We start from the raw sequence: 19584 nt of genomic DNA on the forward strand, positions 1-19584 counted from the left end.
TATGTTGGATAAATTCAGCCTCGCCGGCAAAAAAGCCCTGGTCACCGGCTGCAACCGCGGTATCGGCAAGGCCATGGCCGTGGCGCTGGCGGAAGCCGGCGCGGACGTGATCGGTGTCTCCGCCAATCTGGATCTGAATGATTCTGAGGTAGGCCGCGAAGTGGCCGCCGCGGGCAAACAGTTTTTCCCCTACCAGTGCGATTTTTCCGACCGCAGTTCTCTGTATGCCTTTATTGATAAGGTAAAGAGTGAGCATAAAGAGATCGATATTCTGGTGAACAACGCGGGCACTATTTTGCGCGCACCGGCGGCCGAGCACGGCGATGACCTGTGGGACAAAGTGATTGAAGTAAACCTGAATGCCCAGTTCATCCTGAGTCGGGAGATCGGCAAGGAAATGGCGGCGCGCGGTGCGGGCAAGATCATTTTTACCGCATCGCTACTGACCTTCCAGGGTGGCATTACGGTGCCGGGTTACGCGGCCAGTAAAGGCGCCATCGGCCAGATTACAATGGCACTGTCCAATGAGTGGGCGTCCAAGGGCGTCAACGTGAATGCGATAGCGCCGGGCTATATCGCTACGGACAATACTCAGGCACTACGCGAAGATAGTGAGCGCGCCAGCAGTATTCTCGCGCGTATTCCCCAGGGGCGCTGGGGTGAGCCGGAAGACTTCAAGGGCCCGATCGTATTCCTGGCCAGTGAAGCCTCCAACTATATGAATGGCAGCGTCGTCCTGGTAGACGGCGGCTGGATGGGGAGATAACTCATGGCTCTCGAACTGAAAAATAATGCCTTGAAAAACAACGTCAACTTTGTGAATGGCGAGTACATCGCCTCCAAAGCGGACGGCATTATCGAAGTGCTGAACCCCAGCACCGGCGAAGTGCTCGGCAGTATTCCCAAGGGCTGCGCAGAAGATGCAGACAAGGCACTGCAGGTTGCCAAGGCCGCGCAAAAAGCCTGGGCCAAGCGCACCGCGCGGGATCGCGCTGCACTGCTGCGTAAATTCGCCGCGGCGATTCGTGAGGAAACCGAAGCCCTGGCGGAACTGCTGGTGAAAGAGCAGGGCAAGCTGATCAGTGTTGCACGCGGAGAAGTTGGCGCAACCGCCACTTTCATTGAATACGCCTGCGACAACGCGCTGACCCTGGAAGGGGATATTCTTCCGTCCGACAACGAAGATGAAAAAATCTACATCCACAAGGTGCCCCGCGGTGTGGTGGTCGCGATTACTGCGTGGAACTTCCCGCTGGCACTGGCCGGCCGCAAAATTGGCCCGGCCCTGATCACCGGCAACAGCATTGTGATCAAGCCCACCCAGGAAACCCCGCTCACCACCATGGAGCTCGGCCGCATCGCCAACGAAGTGGGTATTCCGGCAGGGGTGCTGAATATCGTCAACGGCGAAGGCTCCATTGTCGGTCAGGCCCTGTGCGAGAGCCCGCTGACCGCAATGATCACCATGACCGGCAGCACCCGCGCTGGCCAGATCATTCACCAGGCCAGTGGCAAGCACATGATTCCGGTGATGCTGGAACTGGGCGGTAAGGCGCCGTTTATTGTGATGGAAGATGCGGACCTGGATAAAGCCGCGGAGGCCGCGCTTTGGACCCGGTACGCCAACTGCGGTCAGGTGTGCACCTGTGCCGAGCGGCTGTATGTGCACGAGAGTGTGTACGACGCCTTTATGGCCAAATTCCTGCCCAAGGTGCAGGCACTGAAGGTCGGCGACCCGCTGGACGAAAACACCCAGATGGGCCCCAAAGTGAATGCCCGGGAGATCGAGCATATTCACGAACTGGTGCAGAAAAGTATTGCCCAGGGCGCCGAGCTACTCACCGGTGGCAAGCCGGCACAGGTTGCAGGTTTTGAAGGCGGCAACTGGTATGAGCCCACGGTGCTGGGCAATGTGACACAGGACAATGTCCTGGTACACGAAGAGACCTTCGGGCCGATTCTGCCCATCGTAAAAATCTCCAGCATCGATCAGGTGATCGAATACACCAACGACAGCGAATACGGCCTGTCCGCCTATCTATTTACCGAAAACCTGCGCTACATCCATCAGTCCATCGCGGAAATGGAAGTGGGCGAGGTGTATGTGAACCGCGGTATCGGCGAGCAGCACCAGGGTTTCCACAATGGCTGGAAGCTGTCCGGTATCGGCGGTGAAGACGGCCGCTACGGCCTTGAGCAGTATGTGGACAAGAAAACGGTTTATCTTTCGGAGGCTTGAGCAGCCTCTGGACTCTTCCTTTCATCTCATCAGGATGAACACCTTTGCGGGGACTCTAAGTCCCCGCTTTTTTTATCTTTTATTTTTGCTTTGTGGCTATTTTCGCCATAAGTTCCGGGCATAAAAAAGCCCGGCACTTGGCCGGGCTCCGTGTGCGGATTCGGTATTATTTGATGTTGGCGCGAAGTGCAGTGGTCGCCACATTGATTTTATTGGCCTTGAGCGCTTGCAGGATCGCGCGGTGCTCGTCCACGCAGTCTTTCGGCTTGGAAATACGCTTGTAGTTCATGCGCATACGCAGCACGATGGGGTACCAGAGGTTGGTCAGCTCATCGCCGCCAGCGGCCTGCACCAGGTAGCGGTGAAAATCGATATCCGCTTTGGTGACCTCGTTGAATTCCTGCGCGTCAAACGCGTCTTGCAGGCGTACCAGAATATCCTCAAGCTCGGCAAAATCCATTTCTGACAGCTTGCCTTTCAGCTGGGAGATGGCGAACACTTCGATACGCCGGCGGATATCCACCATCAGTTCCTGCATGGACGGATCCAGCACACTGTTTACCGATACGCCACAGTTGTTTTTGGCGACTAGCAGCCCCTCTTTGGTGAGCTGCAAAAGTACGTCTCGCACCGGTCCACGGGAGACTCCGAAACGATTGGCGAGCTGCTGCTCGTTGAGTTTTGTGCTGGGGGCTAGCTCTCCGGAAATAATGTCGGAGCGCAATTGGTCCGCGATCTGCTCGCGCACCGGAATGATCTTTGTGGCTTCACGCATAATGGATTCTGCTACCAATTATCCTAGGGTGGGGAGTCTGTCCCACCGTGTCTGACGTTCTTTAGCTCAAGCTTCTTGCCCTGTACGCCCATGCTCGCTCTATCTACCGACGTGACTGGCCCTAGAAAAGCTGCAGCGACTTGTAACAAATCTACAACAGGTACCTGATTAAGGGATAGTACCCCAGACGAACAAAAAAATCGCCATTAAACTGTTAACAATCAACAATTAAGCTGGTTAAATCTAGTGTTTACGGGACCTTCGAGCAACTAATCAGTGGTTTCGAGAGCGGATCAATATGGATTGTCCGTTAATGGTCAACAATCAACCAATAGATAATTCAAATAGGTCGTCGGGGTGCCCCAATGAGTGAAGTTTTGGTGTGTGACTGGGGAACCAGTAGTTTTCGGCTGATGAGGGTTGGTGAGCACGGAGAAATAGTTTCACAGATCAGTACCGATTGTGGGGTAAAAAACCTCAAACAGGCGGATATGGAAGCCTACTTGAAGGTGCAGCTGTCGGCGATAGGTGGGTCTGATTGCCCTGTGATCCTGTGTGGCATGGTGGGGTCCGGCATTGGTTGGTATGAAGCGCCCTATGTCGACTGTCCGGCTTCAAAGACTTCGCTTGCCCGGGATCTGGTAAAGATTCCGGATACCGACCTGAACGCCTGGTGTGTACCCGGTGTAAAGCGCATAAGCAATACGGGCGCTGCTGACGTGATGCGGGGAGAAGAGACCCAGGTGGTAGGCTGGCTGACCCAGGCAAGCCCAGAGGAGCAGGCGAGGAGCACCCTCTGCCTGCCGGGAACCCACAGCAAGTGGGTCCAAATTGAAGGTGGCGAGATCTGTAGCTTCAGCACAGCTTTCACTGGTGAGCTCTACGCTCTACTCAATGACTACAGCGTGTTGGTTCAAGGGGAACAGGAATACTGTGCCGAAGCATTTCATGCGGGCTTAGCAGCCAGTGCTGATGAGACCGGGCTGATTCATCAGCTTTTCAATGCTAGAAGTCGTGGGGTTTTGGGCCTGCAACCGATAGCTGCCAGCGCGGTGTACCTATCAGGGCTGCTGATAGGAAGTGAAGTGGCTGCCATGGCGAGATCACTGGAAAAAGGGAGCCTTGTCCACTTAATTTGTGGGGACTATTTAGCAAAGCCCTATGGCCGGGCACTTGAATACTTTGGCCTCGCCTTTAAGCACTATTCCGGAAGCACCTACTCCGCGCTGGGATTGTGGGCTATTGGTGATGAGTGCTTATTTTGATCGGCAGGAGTGTTAGTTTGACCGGAATCCAGTTGACATGAAGACTGAGTCTTGGCCCGTTGTACGTCCGAAACCTGGGCCATTGCGGTGCGACGTGACCATTTTACTGCGGTAGTAAAGTGGTGTGCATATATACAGCTCGGTGGTGTGGTAACATTTGCAACATCACGGCGCCATGCGGGTTACAAGGGTGTCATCAACGGGGTGGCTTACCACTGCGATCCACATAAGTCATTGATTTATAATGATTTTAGATCTGGTTGTGGCTCCTGAGGTCGCGGGTTCGATCCCCGTCGGCCACCCCATATTTGACCTTTTGGTCCCGCAAACCCGGCTATATGCCGGGTTTTTTGGTTTTGGGACGGTATTGTTCTATCGGTTGCCTTTACCCACACTGGGGCGATCTAGGATAATGCGCGCCAGTTCTATCTTTTTCGGCTGGGGAATCAGTCGGGATTTTCTATTAGCAAGTTCAAAAAAGTACTTAGGGGAAGAGCGTGACGGAAGTAGTCGAGCGTAAGGCAACCAATGTTCATTGGCACGATGGTGAAGTTACCCGTGGTGACCGTGCGGCAATGCTGGGTCATAAAGGTGTGACTCTGTGGTTCACCGGTCTGTCCGGTTCCGGTAAAAGCACCGTTGCGGTTGCTGTAGAGAAAGCGCTGACGGCCCGTGGCGTTCTGACTTACCGTCTCGATGGCGACAATATCCGCCTCGGTATCAACTCCAACCTGGGTTTCTCCGCGGAAGACCGCCAGGAAAACATCCGTCGCGTGGGCGAGATTTCCAAGCTGTTTGCGGATACCGGCGTAGTCGTTCTGAGCAGCTTCATCAGCCCGTATGCGGACGACCGCGCCATGGTGCGCAAGGTCCACAAAGAGGGCGACCTGCCGTTTATGGAGGTGTTTGTAGACTGCTCCCTGGAAGCGGCCGAAGAACGCGACCCCAAGGGCCTCTACAAGAAGGCCCGCGCCGGCGAAATCCGTGGATTCACCGGTATCGATGATCCCTACGAAGCGCCAGAGGCACCAGAGCTTCATTTGCGCACGGACAAAATGACATTGGAAGAAGAAGTTGAAGCGGTGATCAAGTCCCTTCAGGACCGCGGTATCATCGTCTAATTTCGACGCTTCTTGTAGAAGCCTGCTTGCGGCGAACCCGGGGTTCTAAAAACCTCCCAACAGGTTCGCCTGCAAGCAGGCTCCTAGCTCCGACGGGTTTGGGAGTCATCGAAATCCTCGTTGGCCCAGCCACCGAAGCAACATTAGCCAAATGTTCTCCTGCCACCCAAGTTCCGATACTTAAGTTCTTTGATTTCTCCCTCCTTGCTGTCTAAGTTTTAAACGACAACCCCTGCCAAATATTCTTCGAGTAATCTCGCCCGCCAACCGGCCCACGCTTTTCCCGGCGCCACATATACTGTTGCTGTGCCCGCAGTTTTTGATGACGAAAGGTTCGTCTCTTCGGTGCACAGGGATACATAGCGTACGGAGGCGCATATGGCTTGGAGCGCAAGGAATTTGACTGCGCGATTTGGGGTTCGGCGTGTGGTGACAAGTTTTGCTGTCGCACTTTTTGTTCTGCTTGGGCTGGGCACCTGGTTTGTTTACGAGAATTTGCCAAGGTTACCCGGTGTGCCCAAAGCACCGGTGGTGGGAGTTCCCGAAGGGGCGCTGGATCACTCCCCGCAGTCGGCTTACCTCGGGGATCACCCACGGAAGAGCGGTCGCCCCACAGATTATTTTCCTTTCCCAATTGCCATTGGTGAAAGCGGCCCTGTTGAAACACTTTTTTCCGGGCCGTCTACGTATCCATTTTTATGTGGTCAAAATAAGGTAACCAATAAGCAGCCGCTGGTCGACAATCACAGCGGTGAGGGTATTCCGATTTTTGACCTTAATGAAAAAGGGGAACAGACGGATGAAGTGGTTGGCTATAGCCGCGACTGTAGCCACGCAACCTCCGTGTCCTATTTTTATCGAAGCTCGATAGATGGCCAATTCCATCCACTGGAGGATGCGAATGGGGATGTTGATCAGGTCACTGTCAACGGCCGCACTACCGACTTTGTGGTGCGCCTGGAAACAGGCACTATTAACCGCTTCTTTTACGCTATTGCCGTTTTGAGAGGCGACGGTGAAACGGCAGAAAATCCGAATACCAGTAATTGGAATAAGCGGCTGATCTATCAATTTCGCGGTGGTGTAGGTATCGGGCGCAGCCAGGGAGATATCGGGCGTCATCACATCGTTGAGCGTCGCGAAGACCAGCTTGCGCGCGGCTACGCCGTTGTGTACTCCACCGCGAACCAGACCAGTAATCATTACAATATCTGGTTGGCTGAAGATACTGCCCGGCGCTTGAAAAAACAATTCGCCGCAATATATGAAGAGCCTTTGTATACCGTCGGTATCGGTGGCTCCGGCGGCGCTATTCAGCAATACCTGATCGCACAAAATGCCCCCGGTGTTCTGGATGCGGCGTTACCACTCTATTCATATCCGGATATGGTGAGTCAGACTATTTATGTTTTCGATTGCGAGCCACTTGAATATTACTTTGATGTGGTAGCCGCGGGTAATGAGCGGTGGAAGGAAGTTTCCGAGCGCGAAGCAATCATCGGCCTTGCGACCAAGGCTGGCTTCGAGCATCGATTCAAAATCCTGGAAGACGCGGTAGGGTTATTTGATGGCCGCTATAAGGGTACCGCCAATGGAGCCTCCGAGTGTGTGCAGGGCTGGAGAGGTTTGGTACCGTTGGTGAACAATCCGAATTTTATTCATTTCAGCGCCAGTTTTGCGGATTCGGTGGCAGAAAAGACCCATTGGACACATTGGGAAGATCTGCGGAATTTCTATGGCGCGGGGCAAGACGGCTACGCCAACAGTGCCTGGGATAATCAGGGTGTTCAGTATGGCTTGAGCGCACTAAAGCAGGGCAAGATCGATATCGATGAGTTCCTGCGTCTGAATGCAACTATCGGTGGTTGGAAAGATCCGACGGAGCAGGGCGGTGAGAAGCTCTGGTTTATGAATGGGGATGTATTCCCTGTCGAGCTATCGGTGTGGAGTGAGCACAATATGAACCTGGGTGGCCTGGATAATCCGGCCCCCAGAAGTGTTGCGGACGTTGAAGCTATAGAGGGGATTTACCGGTCAGGGCATGTATTTCTAGGAGATGTAGAGATCCCCATCGTCGACTTGCGGCATTACCTCGATGGAGAGTTGGATATGCATCATAGCCTCGCTTCCTTCTCGAGCCGCGAGCGTATCCGGCGGGCGCGGGGGCATGCAGAAAATCAGCTGATCTGGATGAGTCACAAGAAGTATGACCCAGTTGACGAAGCTCTCGACATTATTGACCACTGGATCCAGAAAATTGCTGAAAATCCTGAGCGGGGCGTTGCTGGCAACAAGCCGGTAGAGGCGACAGATCGTTGTTTCGACGAGAGCGGAAATGTACTGGCGGCGGGTCCGGAGGTTTGGGACGGCGCCTGGAACCATAAATCCGACGGTGCCTGTATGCAGCGTTACCCCATTTACAGCACTCCCCGGCAAATGGCCGGCGCACCGATAACCGGTGATGTGTTCAAGTGTGCGTTGCAGCCACTGGAGCGGGCTATCGCCAAAGATACCTATGGCGCGGCTACTGGAGCGATTGTTTCGCGTATCGATGATATGCGGCGGATCTTCCCGGATGGGGTTTGCAACTATAACGAGCCCGACATTGGGCGTCCAAAAGGCCCGCTATTCCAGCAGGGTGGACCCGTCATCATCGCTGGCCAGCCGATAAATGCTGACTATCGCTTGCAGCCAGAGCAGATTGCCGCTGAGCCGGAATTGAAGGATGAAGTCGTGCCGACCCCCGTGTCAGTAGATGCAGTCCCGGAGGAAGATTAGCTCGAAAAATCAACGACTTAGGTCAATAAATAGGCGCCGGAAAGTTTTTGAATTTTTTGGCGTCTTTTTTGTTGACTCTAAACCACAGTCCGGTAAGATGCGCCTCGCTCTCGGGGGACAAGCCCAGAGCAAAACGGAAAACTTGATAGCTTTTAGCTTGAATAACAGTTGCCCGAAAGGGTGGTTAGCTCAGTTGGTAGAGCGGCGCCCTTACAAGGCGTAGGTCACAGGTTCGACCCCTGTACCACCCACCACTTCCTCAAAGGAAGCACTACCGCGGACCGGTAGTTCAGTTGGTTAGAATGCCGGCCTGTCACGCCGGAGGTCGCGGGTTCGAGTCCCGTCCGGTCCGCCAGATACAAAAAAGCCCCTGATCGAAAGATCAGGGGCTTTTTTGTATCTGTTGGATCGGCGTGCGAAAGCCCCCGTTTGACCAAATCGCAAAGCGATTTAGGACGCCAAAGGCGCCCGAAGGGTGAGTGGCGCAGCCGCGAATCAGTCCCGTCCTGAACTTGGCAAAATGTTGGCTAGCTTGCGAACAGGGCCTTTTTTGTATCTGTCAAACCGGCCGGGGCGGCGCCATGGAGGTATTTGCCATTTGTCCAAAATGGGAATATATTTAGGTCATGTGTCCTCTAATTTAAGCTCGGAGGCAAAATGGCCAGTCCAGCCCATACCCCGCAAGTCTGTGAAGAACAGGTCCTCCTCGAGGCAACCCTCAACACCGCCAATCATCTGGGCCTGAAAAAGAAAGAGCTCAGCGAAATCATTCATCTGGATGACCGCACCCTGCGCCGCCGCAGTGGTCTCGCCCCGCACAGTGCCGAAGGCCAGCTGGCTCTGTTACTGGTTCGAGCCTACCGATCCGCCTTTGTCCTGATGGGCGGAGAGGAGGGAGCCAGAACCTGGTTTGCCACCGCCAATCGCGCACTGAACGGCGTTCCCAAAGAGGTTGCCCGTCGCATTGACGGCCTGGTGCGTATTGTTACCTATCTTGATGCCATGCGGGGCAAGGTGTGATTGACCTGCGCGATAAAATCCGCCAGTCCACTATCCGCTTGTTCGGGCGCCTTTACCGCATTATTGAATCTCAGGAAGAAGTCGCCACCCGCGGCCTTGTCGACAGTCTGCAAAAACAGGAAGTGCTGGAAAATCTCCTTGAGCAGAGCAAGCCCGCGAGGCTACAGGGAAGTGAGGACCTGCACTACCTACTTGCAACGCCATTTCGCTACCCGCCGCTCCCGTGGGGCTCGCGTTTTGGTGGCGTCGCCGAAAGTGGTATTTTTTACGGTAGTAAAACCATCGACACTGTACTTGCCGAGACTGCTTACTATCGGCTGCTGTTTATCAGTGATATGGAGCAGTCCCCAGTCGCCCCCGTCACCAGCTTCCATCAGGTTTTCTCCGCTAAGTACTGCGCAGATCCGGGTGTTCGCCTGCAGTCGGCGGATTGGCAGGCGCACTGGCCGCAAATCACCCACTGCTCGGAGTATCGCTTTTGCCAGCAGTTGGGTGCACAGGCGCGAGAGGTGGGTGTTCAGGGACTTGAGGTCCCGTCTGCGCGCGCGCTGTCCGCCGGGTTGGTGGAACTGCCGATGACTGGTGCGGAGGGCATCAATATAGCCTTGTTTACACCTCAGGCGCTTTTGCGCCGCCCGCCTACCATGGAAGCTGAAGTTACTGCCGAGTCTTCAATCGATGGTGTGACCTTTCTCGTCAAGTCTGGGAGTGGGGTTCAGACCAGATATTTCCCGCGAGAACTGTTTCAGGCATCCGGCCAGATTCCTCAGCCCGCATGATCCGCTATCTAACAGAGCTGAGCCTGGAGGCCTTTGTAGAGGCCGCCAGGAATGTACCTTATCAGCAGATTGAGTCTGACCTGTTTCCCGGAATCGACCTCTGGATCCGCCGCGATGACCTTATTGACCCCGTTATTTCAGGCAACAAAGCCTACAAGCTGATCTTCAACCTGGTGGAGGCGCGGAATCAGGGTAAAGATGCCATTGTCACCTGCGGTGGTGCCTGGTCGAATCACATCCACGCGACAGCCGCTGCGGGGCAGCGGTTTGGGTTCAAAACCATCGGGGTCATTCGCGGCGAGAGGCCGCCGACGCTGAGTGCGATGTTGCAGGACGCCGAACGGTTTGGGATGGAATTGCGATTTGTTTCCCGGGCTGTCTATCGGGAGCGGGATGAGAGCGGGTTTTGGTCGCGGTTGGGATTGGTTGGTGACCGGTACTGGTTTGTGCCGGAGGGCGGGGCGAATGTGCAGGGTGCTCGGGGTGTCCAAATGTTGAGCGAGGTGATTGGCGAAACCCGTCCTGTAAACTTTGAGGAGTACTGGTTAGCAGCTGGTACCGGTTTGACACTTGGGGCTTTAGCAGGTGGTGGCGCGCAAGTCGGAGAGGTGATGGTCAATGGCGTTGCTGTATTAAAAGCTGCCTCGGCTATACAGCAGGTGGCAAGTGATTGGAGCGGGGGTTGTGCCACGGTGTGCCGTCATGCAATCAAAGTCGTGGCTGGTTGTCATTGTGGTGGTTACGCCAGGACCGATGATCGGTTAAAGCGGTTTAGTGAAGTATTTGCGAGGGCGAGCGAAATACCCCTGGAGCGTGTTTATACAGCGAAGGCCGGTTTGGGTTTAAGTGAGTATGCCAGCCAGTGCAACTTTGTTTCTCAGGCTCCCTTTGAGCGGAAAAAAATTCTCCTATTGCACACCGGGGGGTTACAGGGAAGCAGGGGTTTTTCCTAGGCGTTAGCGTAAGGGCTGTCTATTTTTTGATCTAAAATATTGTGGTTCGACGTGTGCGTTCAGGTTCGGCATAATCACTCGCGAATTTTATAGCAATGATACGCTACGAGGGGGTTTTGTGCGTAAGGGAATCATTTTAGCCGGGGGGACCGGAAGTCGGCTCTACCCGCTGACGAAGGCTGTCAGTAAGCAGCTGATCCCAATCTACGACAAGCCGATGATTTACTACCCCCTGACGACGCTGATGTTGGCGGGTATCAAAGATATCCTGATTATTTCAACCCCTCAGGACTTGCCGGCTTTCCAAAATCTCCTCGGCTCGGGTGAGTCGTGGGGGATTAACCTGTCATACGCTGAACAACCTTCTCCAGACGGCCTCGCCCAGGCATTCATTATTGGTGAGTCATTTATAGGTGGCGACGACTGCGCATTGGTGCTCGGTGACAACATCTTCCACTCCCATGACTTTATGAATCTGTTGCAGCGGGCTTCAGGTCAGGTAAAAGGGGCAACAGTATTTGGCTACCATGTCAACGACCCTCGGGCCTACGGAGTTGTTGAATTTGATGAAGACGGTAGAGCGTTGTCGATCGAGGAGAAGCCTGCGCACCCCAAGTCGAAATACGCAGTAACTGGATTGTATTTCTATGACAATCAGGTCATTGATATCGCAAAGTCTATTCTTCCATCTCCGCGTGGAGAGCTTGAAATTACAGATGTAAACCGGGCATACCTGGAAGCCGGCACATTAAACGTTGAAGTGATGGGGCGTGGAGCCGCGTGGCTGGATACGGGCACCCACGACAACCTGCTGGCAGCCAACCACTTCGTACAAACTATCGAAGTGCGCCAGGGGCTCAAGATTGCATGCCCGGAAGAGGTGGCTTTCCGAATGGGGTATATCACTGCCGAGCAGTTACAGATCCTCGCCCAGCCGCTGCTGAAAAGCGGTTACGGAGAATATTTGCTGCAAGTGATTGAAGACCGGGTATTTTAAGCGTGGAAATAATCAATACCAAATTGCCGGACGTTAAAATTCTGCAACCCAGAATTTTCGGTGACGAGCGCGGCTTCTTTATGGAAACTTTCCGGGACAGCTGGTTCCGTGAGCATATTGCCGATGTCACTTTTGTACAAGATAACCATTCCAAGTCGGCACATGGCATTTTACGCGGTTTGCATTACCAGGCGCAGCAGACACAGGGAAAGCTGGTGCGTGTGGTCCATGGGGAAGTGTTTGATGTGGCTGTGGACATGCGTGAGGGGTCTCCTACATTTGGCCAGTGGACCGGCACTTTGCTGTCAGCGGAAAACAATCGCCAGTTCTGGGTGCCTGCGGGATTTGCCCACGGGTTTTATGTCACCTCTGACTCCGCAGAATTTGTATACAAATGCACGGATTACTACCACCCGCAGAGCGAATACAGTCTGCGCTGGGATGATCCGGAAGTTGGCATTGCCTGGCCTCTGATCAATGGCGCAAAACCGCAACTCTCGGAAAAAGATGAGCAGGGGCTGCCCCTGAGCAAGGCGCCGAGGCTTCCCTATGTGCGCTGACGTAAAAAGGGCGCTGGTATTTGGCAAAAGCGGGCAGCTAGCCTGGGAGCTTCATCGTACTTGCCCGGTAAATTGGAAGGTTGAACGGCTGGGAAGCGCCGAAATCAATTTGCTAGACCCCGCACAAGTCGCCGATGCCATTGGCGGATATAAACCGGACTTGGTGATTAACGCCGCTGCGTACACATCGGTCGATAAAGCCGAGTCAGACCGTGATGCCGCCTTTGCCTTGAATCAGCACGCGGTTGCCAATATCGCCGACGCTGTCGCACTCCAGGAATGCACCGCGCTGGTACATGTGTCAACGGATTTCGTTTTCAACGGAAAGTCTTCCACGCCCTATACCTGCTCCGACGACACCAACCCTTTGAGTGTTTATGGGGAGAGCAAGCTCGCCGGCGAGCTCGAAGTACTCAAGCGGCACCTGCCGCGCAGTATTGTCTTGCGGACCTCCTGGGTATATTCCAGCCACGGAAGCAATTTTGTAAAAACCATGCTCCGGCTAATGAGTGATCCCGCTCGGGAACAGCTTAATGTGGTGTATGACCAGGTCGGCACGCCTACCTGGGCATACTCGCTGGCGCAAGCCATTTGGCGGGCCGGGGAGCAGTTAGTGGAGTCTGAAGCGGTCAATCCCGGGCAGGTCTTTCACTGGACAGATGCAGGTGTTGCTTCCTGGTACGACTTCGCGGTTGCGATCCAGGAATTGGCACTGGCAAGAGGCCTGCTTGAGCGCAAAATCCCAATCAAGCCCATCCCCCATACGGACTACCCAACTCCCGGTGCGCGACCGGCATATAGTGTGCTCGATAAGGCGCCGTTCGAGCACGCTTTTGGTGTGACACCCGAGCATTGGCGCAGCCAGCTCGAGTCCATGCTTCTCGAGTTGGCTCAACAAGAAAATTAACAAGCGGTTTGGAATAATTCATGAGTTCAGGCAAAGCGCCAGCAAAATTATTGGTCACTGGCGGCGCAGGCTTTATTGGGGCCAACTTCGTACACTACTGGCTGGCTGCATACCCACAAGACACCGTTGTTGTACTGGATGCACTCACCTACGCGGGAAACCGTGCCAGTCTTTCGCTTGTAGAGGAGCATCCTGGCTTCACGTTTGTACAGGGCGATATCTGCGATACGGAACTGGTCGAGCAGTTGCTGACCCAGCACAAGCTCGACACCATTGTGCACTTCGCGGCGGAGTCCCATGTTGACCGCTCCATCACCGGGCCGGATGCGTTTATAGAAACCAATATCATCGGTACATATAGCCTGTTGAAAGCCGCAAAAAAAGTCTGGTTGGACCTGCCTGCAGCGGATGGCCTGGACCCCATCAAGCACCGATTCCATCACGTTAGTACCGATGAAGTGTATGGAACGCTGGATCCAAACGACCCACCGTTTTCGGAGCTAACCGCCTATGCCCCCAATTCGCCGTATTCGGCGAGTAAGGCTGCCTCAGACCATCTGGTGCGTTCTTACCACCACACTTACGGTCTGGAGGTCACTACCTCAAACTGTTCGAACAATTATGGCCCCTACCACTACCCGGAAAAACTGATCCCCCTGATCATCACCAATATCCTGCGCAACAAGCCTCTGCCTGTGTATGGAGATGGTAAGCAGGTTCGCGACTGGCTCTATGTGGAGGATCACGCCCGGGGTATTGACCTTGTACTGACGCAGGGACAGCCTGGCGAAAATTACAATATTGGTGGCCACAATGAATGGCAAAACATTGAGATTGTTCAGCTGGTCTGTAATTTGCTGGATGAAGCTTTTGCTAAACAGCCTGATCTGGCGAAAAAATACCCAGAGGCAATATCTGCAATTAACGCGAATAGCACTGCATTAATTGCGTACGTCAAGGATCGCCCGGGCCACGATCGGCGCTACGCCATTGATGCCGAGAAAAGCCGTCGTGAGCTTGGTTACGAGCCGGTAGAGAGCTTTGAAACCGGTATTCGCAAAACGGTAGCATGGTATCTGGAGAATGAGGGCTGGTGGCGTGAGCTACTGAGCGGCTGATTTGTGCAAAATTTGACCGATCTGGGTTGATGCTGGCACCTCGATAAGTGATTGGTGAGCTGACAGCGGTGTGGTGAATACCAAGTTGGTACGGACGTTCAGTCTCGTTCGACTCCAGATATTGCATAAGGCATAATCGGCTGTTCTGCCGGATACTTGTGGAAGTGCTGCTGGCTCCGCGCGGTTTCGAATTAAAATGCCGGTATTGATAATAAAGTTAACGTTGCAAGGGCCCTAAATTCGGGCACCAGTTGGGTTGGGGGAGTGGTGTCGGAATTCCAGAATATCGGCCTTATTGGCCGAACGGAAAGCGAAAGTGCGGTTCTCTCGCTCAAACGCCTAATGGCGTTTCTTGAGCGGGAGGGCTACTCCGTCGTTCTTGAAAAGAATACGGCGAATGATGTTGCAGGCCACAACGCTCGCGTATCCAGCAAAGACAAGCTTGGCGAGCTTTGCGATTTGGTCATCGTTGTAGGCGGTGACGGCAGTCTGCTGGCTGCGGCACGCGCACTGGCTAAATTTAGCGTCCCACTCCTTGGTATCAACCGTGGCCGCCTAGGCTTTCTGACCGATATCACTCCCGATGAAATTGAGCAAAAAGTAGGTGAAGTGCTTGCCGGCAAGTATATGGCCGAGAGTCGCTTTCTGCTCGATATGTCCGTTACCCGCGACGGCAAACCCGTCGGTAAAGGCTCCTCACTCAATGATGTGGTAATTCACCCTGGTGAATATATCCGCATGATCGAATTTGACCTGTTTATCGATGGTCAGTTCGTATATACCCAGCGCTCCGATGGCCTGATTGTCTCGACGCCGACAGGTTCTACCGCATATGCACTATCGGGTGGGGGCCCAATAATGCATCCAAAGCTGGATGCTATTGTGGTCGTGCCCCTTAATCCGCATACGTTAAGCAGTAGGCCGATCGTCGTTGAGGGCAGTAGCGAATTCAAGCTTGTTGTTAGCGGGCACAATACAACGCACTCGTATGTAACTTGCGATGGGCATGATCAGGTAATCACGGAGCCGGGCGACGTGATTAGAATTCACAAAAAGCCGCACCGGCTGACACTGATCCATCCGATTGGCCACAATTTTTACGAGACGTGCCGTTCGAAATTGAACTGGCAAAATAATTAAAAGTACGTTTGAGGTTTAAACTTCCAATGACGAGTATTACCCCCGTAATTTTATGCGGTGGCTCCGGAACACGGCTCTGGCCCAAATCCCGAAAAATGCTACCGAAGCAGCTTCTCAGTCTCACTGGGGAGCAAACCATGCTGCAGCAAACTCTCGAGCGTGTACGGGGATTCAATCGGCCGATTATTGTCTGCAATGAAGATCACCGCTTTATGGTGGCGCAGCAGGCCCAGGATATCGGCTTCGAAGATTTCACCATGATCACTGAACCGGCGGGTCGTAACACCGCCCCTGCGATCGCCTTTGCCGCTATTTCTGCCACACAGCAGGACGAGTCAACAAACCTGCTGGTACTTCCTGCAGACCACCTATTGGAAGACGTTGAGAGCTTCCACCGAGCTATTGATGTTGGTCTGCAGAAATCCGCAAGTGGTGGCCTGGTGACGTTCGGAATAATACCGACCGCACCGGAAACTGGCTATGGCTATATCCAGAAAGCAGAAGGGGAAGATGGACAGGTTCTTCCTATTGCCCAATTTGTTGAGAAACCGGATAAAGCAACCGCAGAGCAATATATCGAGAGCGGAAATTATTACTGGAATGCCGGTATGTTTCTGTTTTCCGCAAAGAGCCTTCTGGCGGAGCTCGCGAGCCATGCACCAGCGATACACCGGACTTCGGTTGCGGCGATAGAAAATGCAAAAGTAGAAAGCGATTTTGTAAAGCTCCGCCTGGATGATATCAACGCAATCCCAGAAGACAGTATCGACTACGCGGTAATGGAAAAAACAAATCGTGGATTTGTTGTTCCACTGGCGTGCGGCTGGTCAGACGTAGGCTCCTGGTCGTCTCTCTGGGAGGCATTGGATAAGGACAACGCAGGAAATGTTGCACTTGGGGATGTCATTCTCGAAGACTGCAAAAACTCTCTGGTGTTTGGTGAAGACCACCTGGTTGCCGCGGTAGGCATTGAAGACCTGGTGATCGTGGATACAAAGAATGCGACCCTGGTTGCGCCGATAGATCGCGCCCAGGAAGTGAAGGCGATCGTCAGTAAAATCAAAACCGCTGGCCGGGACGAACACGAAATCCACCGGGAAGTGGCGCGACCCTGGGGCAAATACGATTCCATCGGCAGCGGCCCGCGTTTCCAGGTAAAGCGAATTACCGTCAATCCAGGTGCCAGCCTTTCACTGCAAATGCACCACCACCGCGCGGAACATTGGGTTGTGGTATCTGGTACTGCTGTTGTTGAAAGGGATGGTGAGCAAATAATGCTTTCTGAGAATGAAAGCGTGTATATCCCGATTGGCGCAAAGCACCGATTAAGCAACCCCGGTATCTTGCCTATTGAGCTAATTGAGGTGCAAAGCGGAAGTTATCTTGGAGAAGATGACATAGTGCGTTTTGATGATGTATATGGGCGAAACTGAGAAGAATTTGGGAGTTTCTGTGAATAGCCAATCTCTAACGCGTCAGCCGGCGAATCTTATAATTTGCTCATTGGGGTCGCCCATGGCATGTCAATGGAGTAGTCTGCTTGCCGAGGCGCTCAATAGAGAGTTCGTAGAAACTGGATGTGTTCACGGGCAAGCGGAGCCAGTTGACCCGGGAAAAACCGTAGCACCCCGAATAGATTTTGTGCGAGATCCGAGTCTTATCGATGCGAAGCTGCTTGAAGAGGCAATGGTGCTGCTATTGGTTGAGTCGCCGTCCGAGTATGCCATTCGAACACTGCAGCAGGGAAATGCAGGCATCGACGAAAAGTTAGATGAATGGCTACGGGAGTCGCAGAAACTCCTCGACCTTTTTCAGCGGAATCGTACTGCGTCAGCTGTTCTTTTTACTCAGGACGACCTGCGGAAAAGGCCTGCAGATTGCCTGGCGGTATTGAATAGCTGTGGGTTAGATATGGAAAGGTTGCCGGAATTTCCAGAAGCTGCTGCCGACCCGATAATTGTTTCTCTTGCTAATCTCTTGGCTGAGCGACACGTACACAGCGGAAATTTATATAAGGAAATATTGGTTGCGTCCTCCCTCCCTCGCCAAGACGACGAGTTAGATGCCGAAATTAAGCCTGACTTGAGCGTATTGACCACTTATTTACATAAAACGGTCAATCGCGAAAATAAAATCGGACAGTTTGCAATTACTCCGAAAGAGCTTCCATCAGACCTCGAATTAGCACATCTTCAGATTCACCAACTTCAGGAAGAGCTCGAGACATTGCATCTAGAATCAAGTTGCAAGGCAGAAATGAAATTTGGAGAGCTATCTGGCCAAAAGAATGCGGCTGAACAAGACTTGAAAGCGGAGCTTGAATTCGCACTGTTGCAAGTTCATCAGTTGCAAGAAGAGCTGGAGCTGTATTATCAGAAGTATCTCGATGAGAGCGACAAAAGCAAACCCGCAGTAGTGCTGGAACAGTACGGCAGTGCTGGTGGTAGTGAGAGCCTGAGGGTATTGCGCATCGCCCGCAAAATGCAAAATAGCCCCGCTTTGGGCTAGTTCGCGCAATGAATGCGATATCGGAAAACCGAGTGATTGTACTTGATCCGGCTTTGGGCCCGAAGGGGGGGCATCATGTGGCGCTTCTGGAGCGAGTCCACAGTGCGCTGAAATCTGGAGAGTGTTCCAGTCCGGTAGAGTTCTATTCCAGTCGAAAAATACGGAAAAGCCTAGAGCGATTCGCGACCGATCAGATACGGATTACCCCGTTTTTTGATACGAATTTTTATCGCTATTCCGCTACCCGGCCAAATATTGCCGAAGCCAACGGTTTTATTGCAGCACTGGGAAAGGAGTACCTTGCGGCGCTTAAGCGCGTATTTACCGAAAGCGTGCTCATCGACGAGGCCGACCCTACCGCTCCGCAAAGAGCACATCGGAATGGGAAGTTAATAATTTTCTACCCCGCCATGCAGTGGGTGCACCTTATGGCTGTTCAATTCGCGTTACGGCTAATTGGTAGTGCAGTATCTGGTCATCAGGTAGAGCATCGGGTGTGTTTGATGTACAACCCGGGTAGGAATCACACTGGCGAGGTGGTGAATGTCGCCGAATGGTTAAGTTACAAGATGGCCTGTAAGTCCATCGCGGCATACGCTAGCGTTAAATTGTACGCATCTGACTATGAATTGGCGGAACACTTTGGCCGGTTGCTAGAGTTGGATTCCCCATTGCCACTCCACCCGCAGTACCTGGCTCAAATGGGCGACTTGGCGGCACCGCCAGCAGTGCAAAAGCCCGGAAAAAAAATTGGAATCTATTTTGGCGATGCCAAAAGTGACAAGGGTTTTAATCGGTTACCAGAGCTTCTCGAGCGAGTGATTCCCACTATTGGCGCAGATGACCAGGTAGTGATCCAGTATACCTCCCAGGGAAATTGCCCGCGGGTACTGGCAGCAGAAGAAAAAATACGTAAGTTTGCTCAAGACGAGCCGCGGCTAAAAGTGATTTCAAGATATTTACCTGCGGAAGAAATTCAAGCGACATTGTCATCTCTGGATGTGTTTGTATTCACATATGATGTGCATCACTATCAAAACAAGTCCTCGGGTTTTTTATGGCTACTCGCAGACAAAAGCTGCCAATTGATTTTCTTGGGGGAGTCCTGGCTGTCACGAGAGGCAAAGCGCTTACAGTTGAATGCTCGTGTATGCACGATGCATGAATTGCCTGGTGTGTTGAGCCGTTTGAAAGCGGATAGGTCGTCGGCGATCTGCGTCAGGTCGGAATTGCGGAGTTCAGTGATTGATACCGCTGACGTAGGTTACCGGAGGCAGCTATTTTACCCATTTTTTGAATGGCTAAATATGAATTTTTCTGAGTCTGAAGAGTTATTTACGAACCTGTATAGGCGCCTCAATAATTGATATTAAATTGATGGCTAAAAGTTTACGCGGTTTGGCGATTTTTGTTTAGGTGTGTCA

At 53.1% G+C, this 19584-nt stretch carries 17 protein-coding genes and 2 tRNA genes; 18 read left to right on the forward strand and 1 reads right to left on the reverse strand.

The genetic code is table 11. The features are described from left to right. Position 1: 1 nt before the first annotated feature. Both ACXAG1_RS01455 and aldA read left to right on the forward strand, forming a co-directional pair. On the forward strand, positions 2 to 766 hold the full coding sequence (locus ACXAG1_RS01455) for an SDR family NAD(P)-dependent oxidoreductase (RefSeq protein WP_475093195.1): 765 nt from the start codon (positions 2 to 4) through the stop codon (positions 764 to 766). A gap of 3 nt (positions 767 to 769) precedes the next feature. Next, a complete protein-coding gene (aldA, locus tag ACXAG1_RS01460) occupies positions 770 to 2239 on the forward strand; it encodes an aldehyde dehydrogenase (RefSeq protein WP_475093194.1) in 1470 nt (489 codons plus the stop codon). A gap of 166 nt (positions 2240 to 2405) precedes the next feature. On the opposite strand, the gene ACXAG1_RS01465 is transcribed toward aldA, so the two are convergent. Continuing rightward, a complete protein-coding gene (locus tag ACXAG1_RS01465; RefSeq protein ID WP_475093193.1) occupies positions 2406 to 3014 on the reverse strand; it encodes a GntR family transcriptional regulator in 609 nt (202 codons plus the stop codon). 365 nt (positions 3015 to 3379) lie between these two features. On the opposite strand from ACXAG1_RS01465, the gene ACXAG1_RS01470 reads away from it, so the two are divergent. The 16 genes from ACXAG1_RS01470 (at position 3380) to ACXAG1_RS01545 (ending at position 19527) form a co-directional block, all read left to right on the forward strand. Next, positions 3380 to 4279 carry a 2-dehydro-3-deoxygalactonokinase gene (locus ACXAG1_RS01470; protein WP_475093192.1) on the forward strand — a complete coding sequence of 300 codons (900 nt, stop codon included), beginning with the start codon at positions 3380 to 3382 and terminating at the stop codon, positions 4277 to 4279. A gap of 497 nt (positions 4280 to 4776) precedes the next feature. Further along, the gene (gene cysC / locus ACXAG1_RS01475) at positions 4777 to 5400 is read left to right on the forward strand and encodes an adenylyl-sulfate kinase (RefSeq protein WP_475093191.1); all 624 of its coding nucleotides are present in this window, start codon (positions 4777 to 4779) and stop codon (positions 5398 to 5400) included. Between the two features lie 378 nt (positions 5401 to 5778). After that, complete coding sequence (locus ACXAG1_RS01480) at positions 5779 to 8178, forward strand: DUF6351 family protein (protein WP_475118725.1); 2400 nt, start codon at positions 5779 to 5781, stop codon at positions 8176 to 8178. A 178-nt stretch (positions 8179 to 8356) separates the two neighbouring features. Beyond that, positions 8357 to 8432 (forward strand) — tRNA-Val (locus ACXAG1_RS01485). A gap of 24 nt (positions 8433 to 8456) precedes the next feature. Then, positions 8457 to 8533, forward strand: a tRNA-Asp gene (locus ACXAG1_RS01490). Between the two features lie 302 nt (positions 8534 to 8835). After that, the gene (locus tag ACXAG1_RS01495) at positions 8836 to 9198 is read left to right on the forward strand and encodes an MbcA/ParS/Xre antitoxin family protein (RefSeq protein WP_475118726.1); all 363 of its coding nucleotides are present in this window, start codon (positions 8836 to 8838) and stop codon (positions 9196 to 9198) included. Next, complete coding sequence (locus tag ACXAG1_RS01500) at positions 9195 to 9977, forward strand: RES family NAD+ phosphorylase (protein WP_475118727.1); 783 nt, start codon at positions 9195 to 9197, stop codon at positions 9975 to 9977. Before ACXAG1_RS01495 ends, ACXAG1_RS01500 begins: the two co-directional genes overlap by 4 nt. Then, positions 9974 to 10930 (forward strand): 1-aminocyclopropane-1-carboxylate deaminase/D-cysteine desulfhydrase, encoded by a 957-nt coding sequence (locus ACXAG1_RS01505; protein WP_475118728.1) that lies wholly within the window; start codon positions 9974 to 9976, stop codon positions 10928 to 10930. Before ACXAG1_RS01500 ends, ACXAG1_RS01505 begins: the two co-directional genes overlap by 4 nt. Before the next feature lie 118 nt (positions 10931 to 11048). Further along, on the forward strand, positions 11049 to 11927 hold the full coding sequence (gene rfbA, locus ACXAG1_RS01510; RefSeq protein ID WP_475093186.1) for a glucose-1-phosphate thymidylyltransferase RfbA: 879 nt from the start codon (positions 11049 to 11051) through the stop codon (positions 11925 to 11927). 2 nt (positions 11928 to 11929) lie between these two features. Further along, positions 11930 to 12487, forward strand: a complete 558-nt coding sequence (gene rfbC / locus ACXAG1_RS01515; RefSeq protein ID WP_475118729.1) for a dTDP-4-dehydrorhamnose 3,5-epimerase — start codon at positions 11930 to 11932, stop codon at positions 12485 to 12487. Continuing rightward, positions 12477 to 13394: a dTDP-4-dehydrorhamnose reductase gene (gene rfbD, locus ACXAG1_RS01520; RefSeq protein WP_475093184.1), complete on the forward strand. Its 918-nt coding sequence runs from the start codon at positions 12477 to 12479 to the stop codon at positions 13392 to 13394. The genes rfbC and rfbD overlap by 11 nt, the downstream gene beginning before the upstream one ends. Positions 13395 to 13414: 20 nt before the next feature. Then, positions 13415 to 14512, forward strand: a complete 1098-nt coding sequence (gene rfbB, locus ACXAG1_RS01525; protein ID WP_475093183.1) for a dTDP-glucose 4,6-dehydratase — start codon at positions 13415 to 13417, stop codon at positions 14510 to 14512. A 267-nt stretch (positions 14513 to 14779) separates the two neighbouring features. After that, complete coding sequence (locus ACXAG1_RS01530; RefSeq protein ID WP_406827617.1) at positions 14780 to 15652, forward strand: NAD(+) kinase; 873 nt, start codon at positions 14780 to 14782, stop codon at positions 15650 to 15652. 26 nt (positions 15653 to 15678) lie between these two features. Then, the gene (locus tag ACXAG1_RS01535) at positions 15679 to 17085 is read left to right on the forward strand and encodes a mannose-1-phosphate guanylyltransferase/mannose-6-phosphate isomerase (protein ID WP_475118730.1); all 1407 of its coding nucleotides are present in this window, start codon (positions 15679 to 15681) and stop codon (positions 17083 to 17085) included. An 82-nt stretch (positions 17086 to 17167) separates the two neighbouring features. After that, on the forward strand, positions 17168 to 18160 hold the full coding sequence (locus ACXAG1_RS01540; RefSeq protein ID WP_475118731.1) for a hypothetical protein: 993 nt from the start codon (positions 17168 to 17170) through the stop codon (positions 18158 to 18160). 32 nt (positions 18161 to 18192) lie between these two features. Further along, positions 18193 to 19527 carry a hypothetical protein gene (locus ACXAG1_RS01545; RefSeq protein ID WP_475118732.1) on the forward strand — a complete coding sequence of 445 codons (1335 nt, stop codon included), beginning with the start codon at positions 18193 to 18195 and terminating at the stop codon, positions 19525 to 19527. Positions 19528 to 19584 lie beyond the last annotated feature (57 nt).

The organism is Microbulbifer sp. ABE4_465 (genome assembly GCF_056160765.1).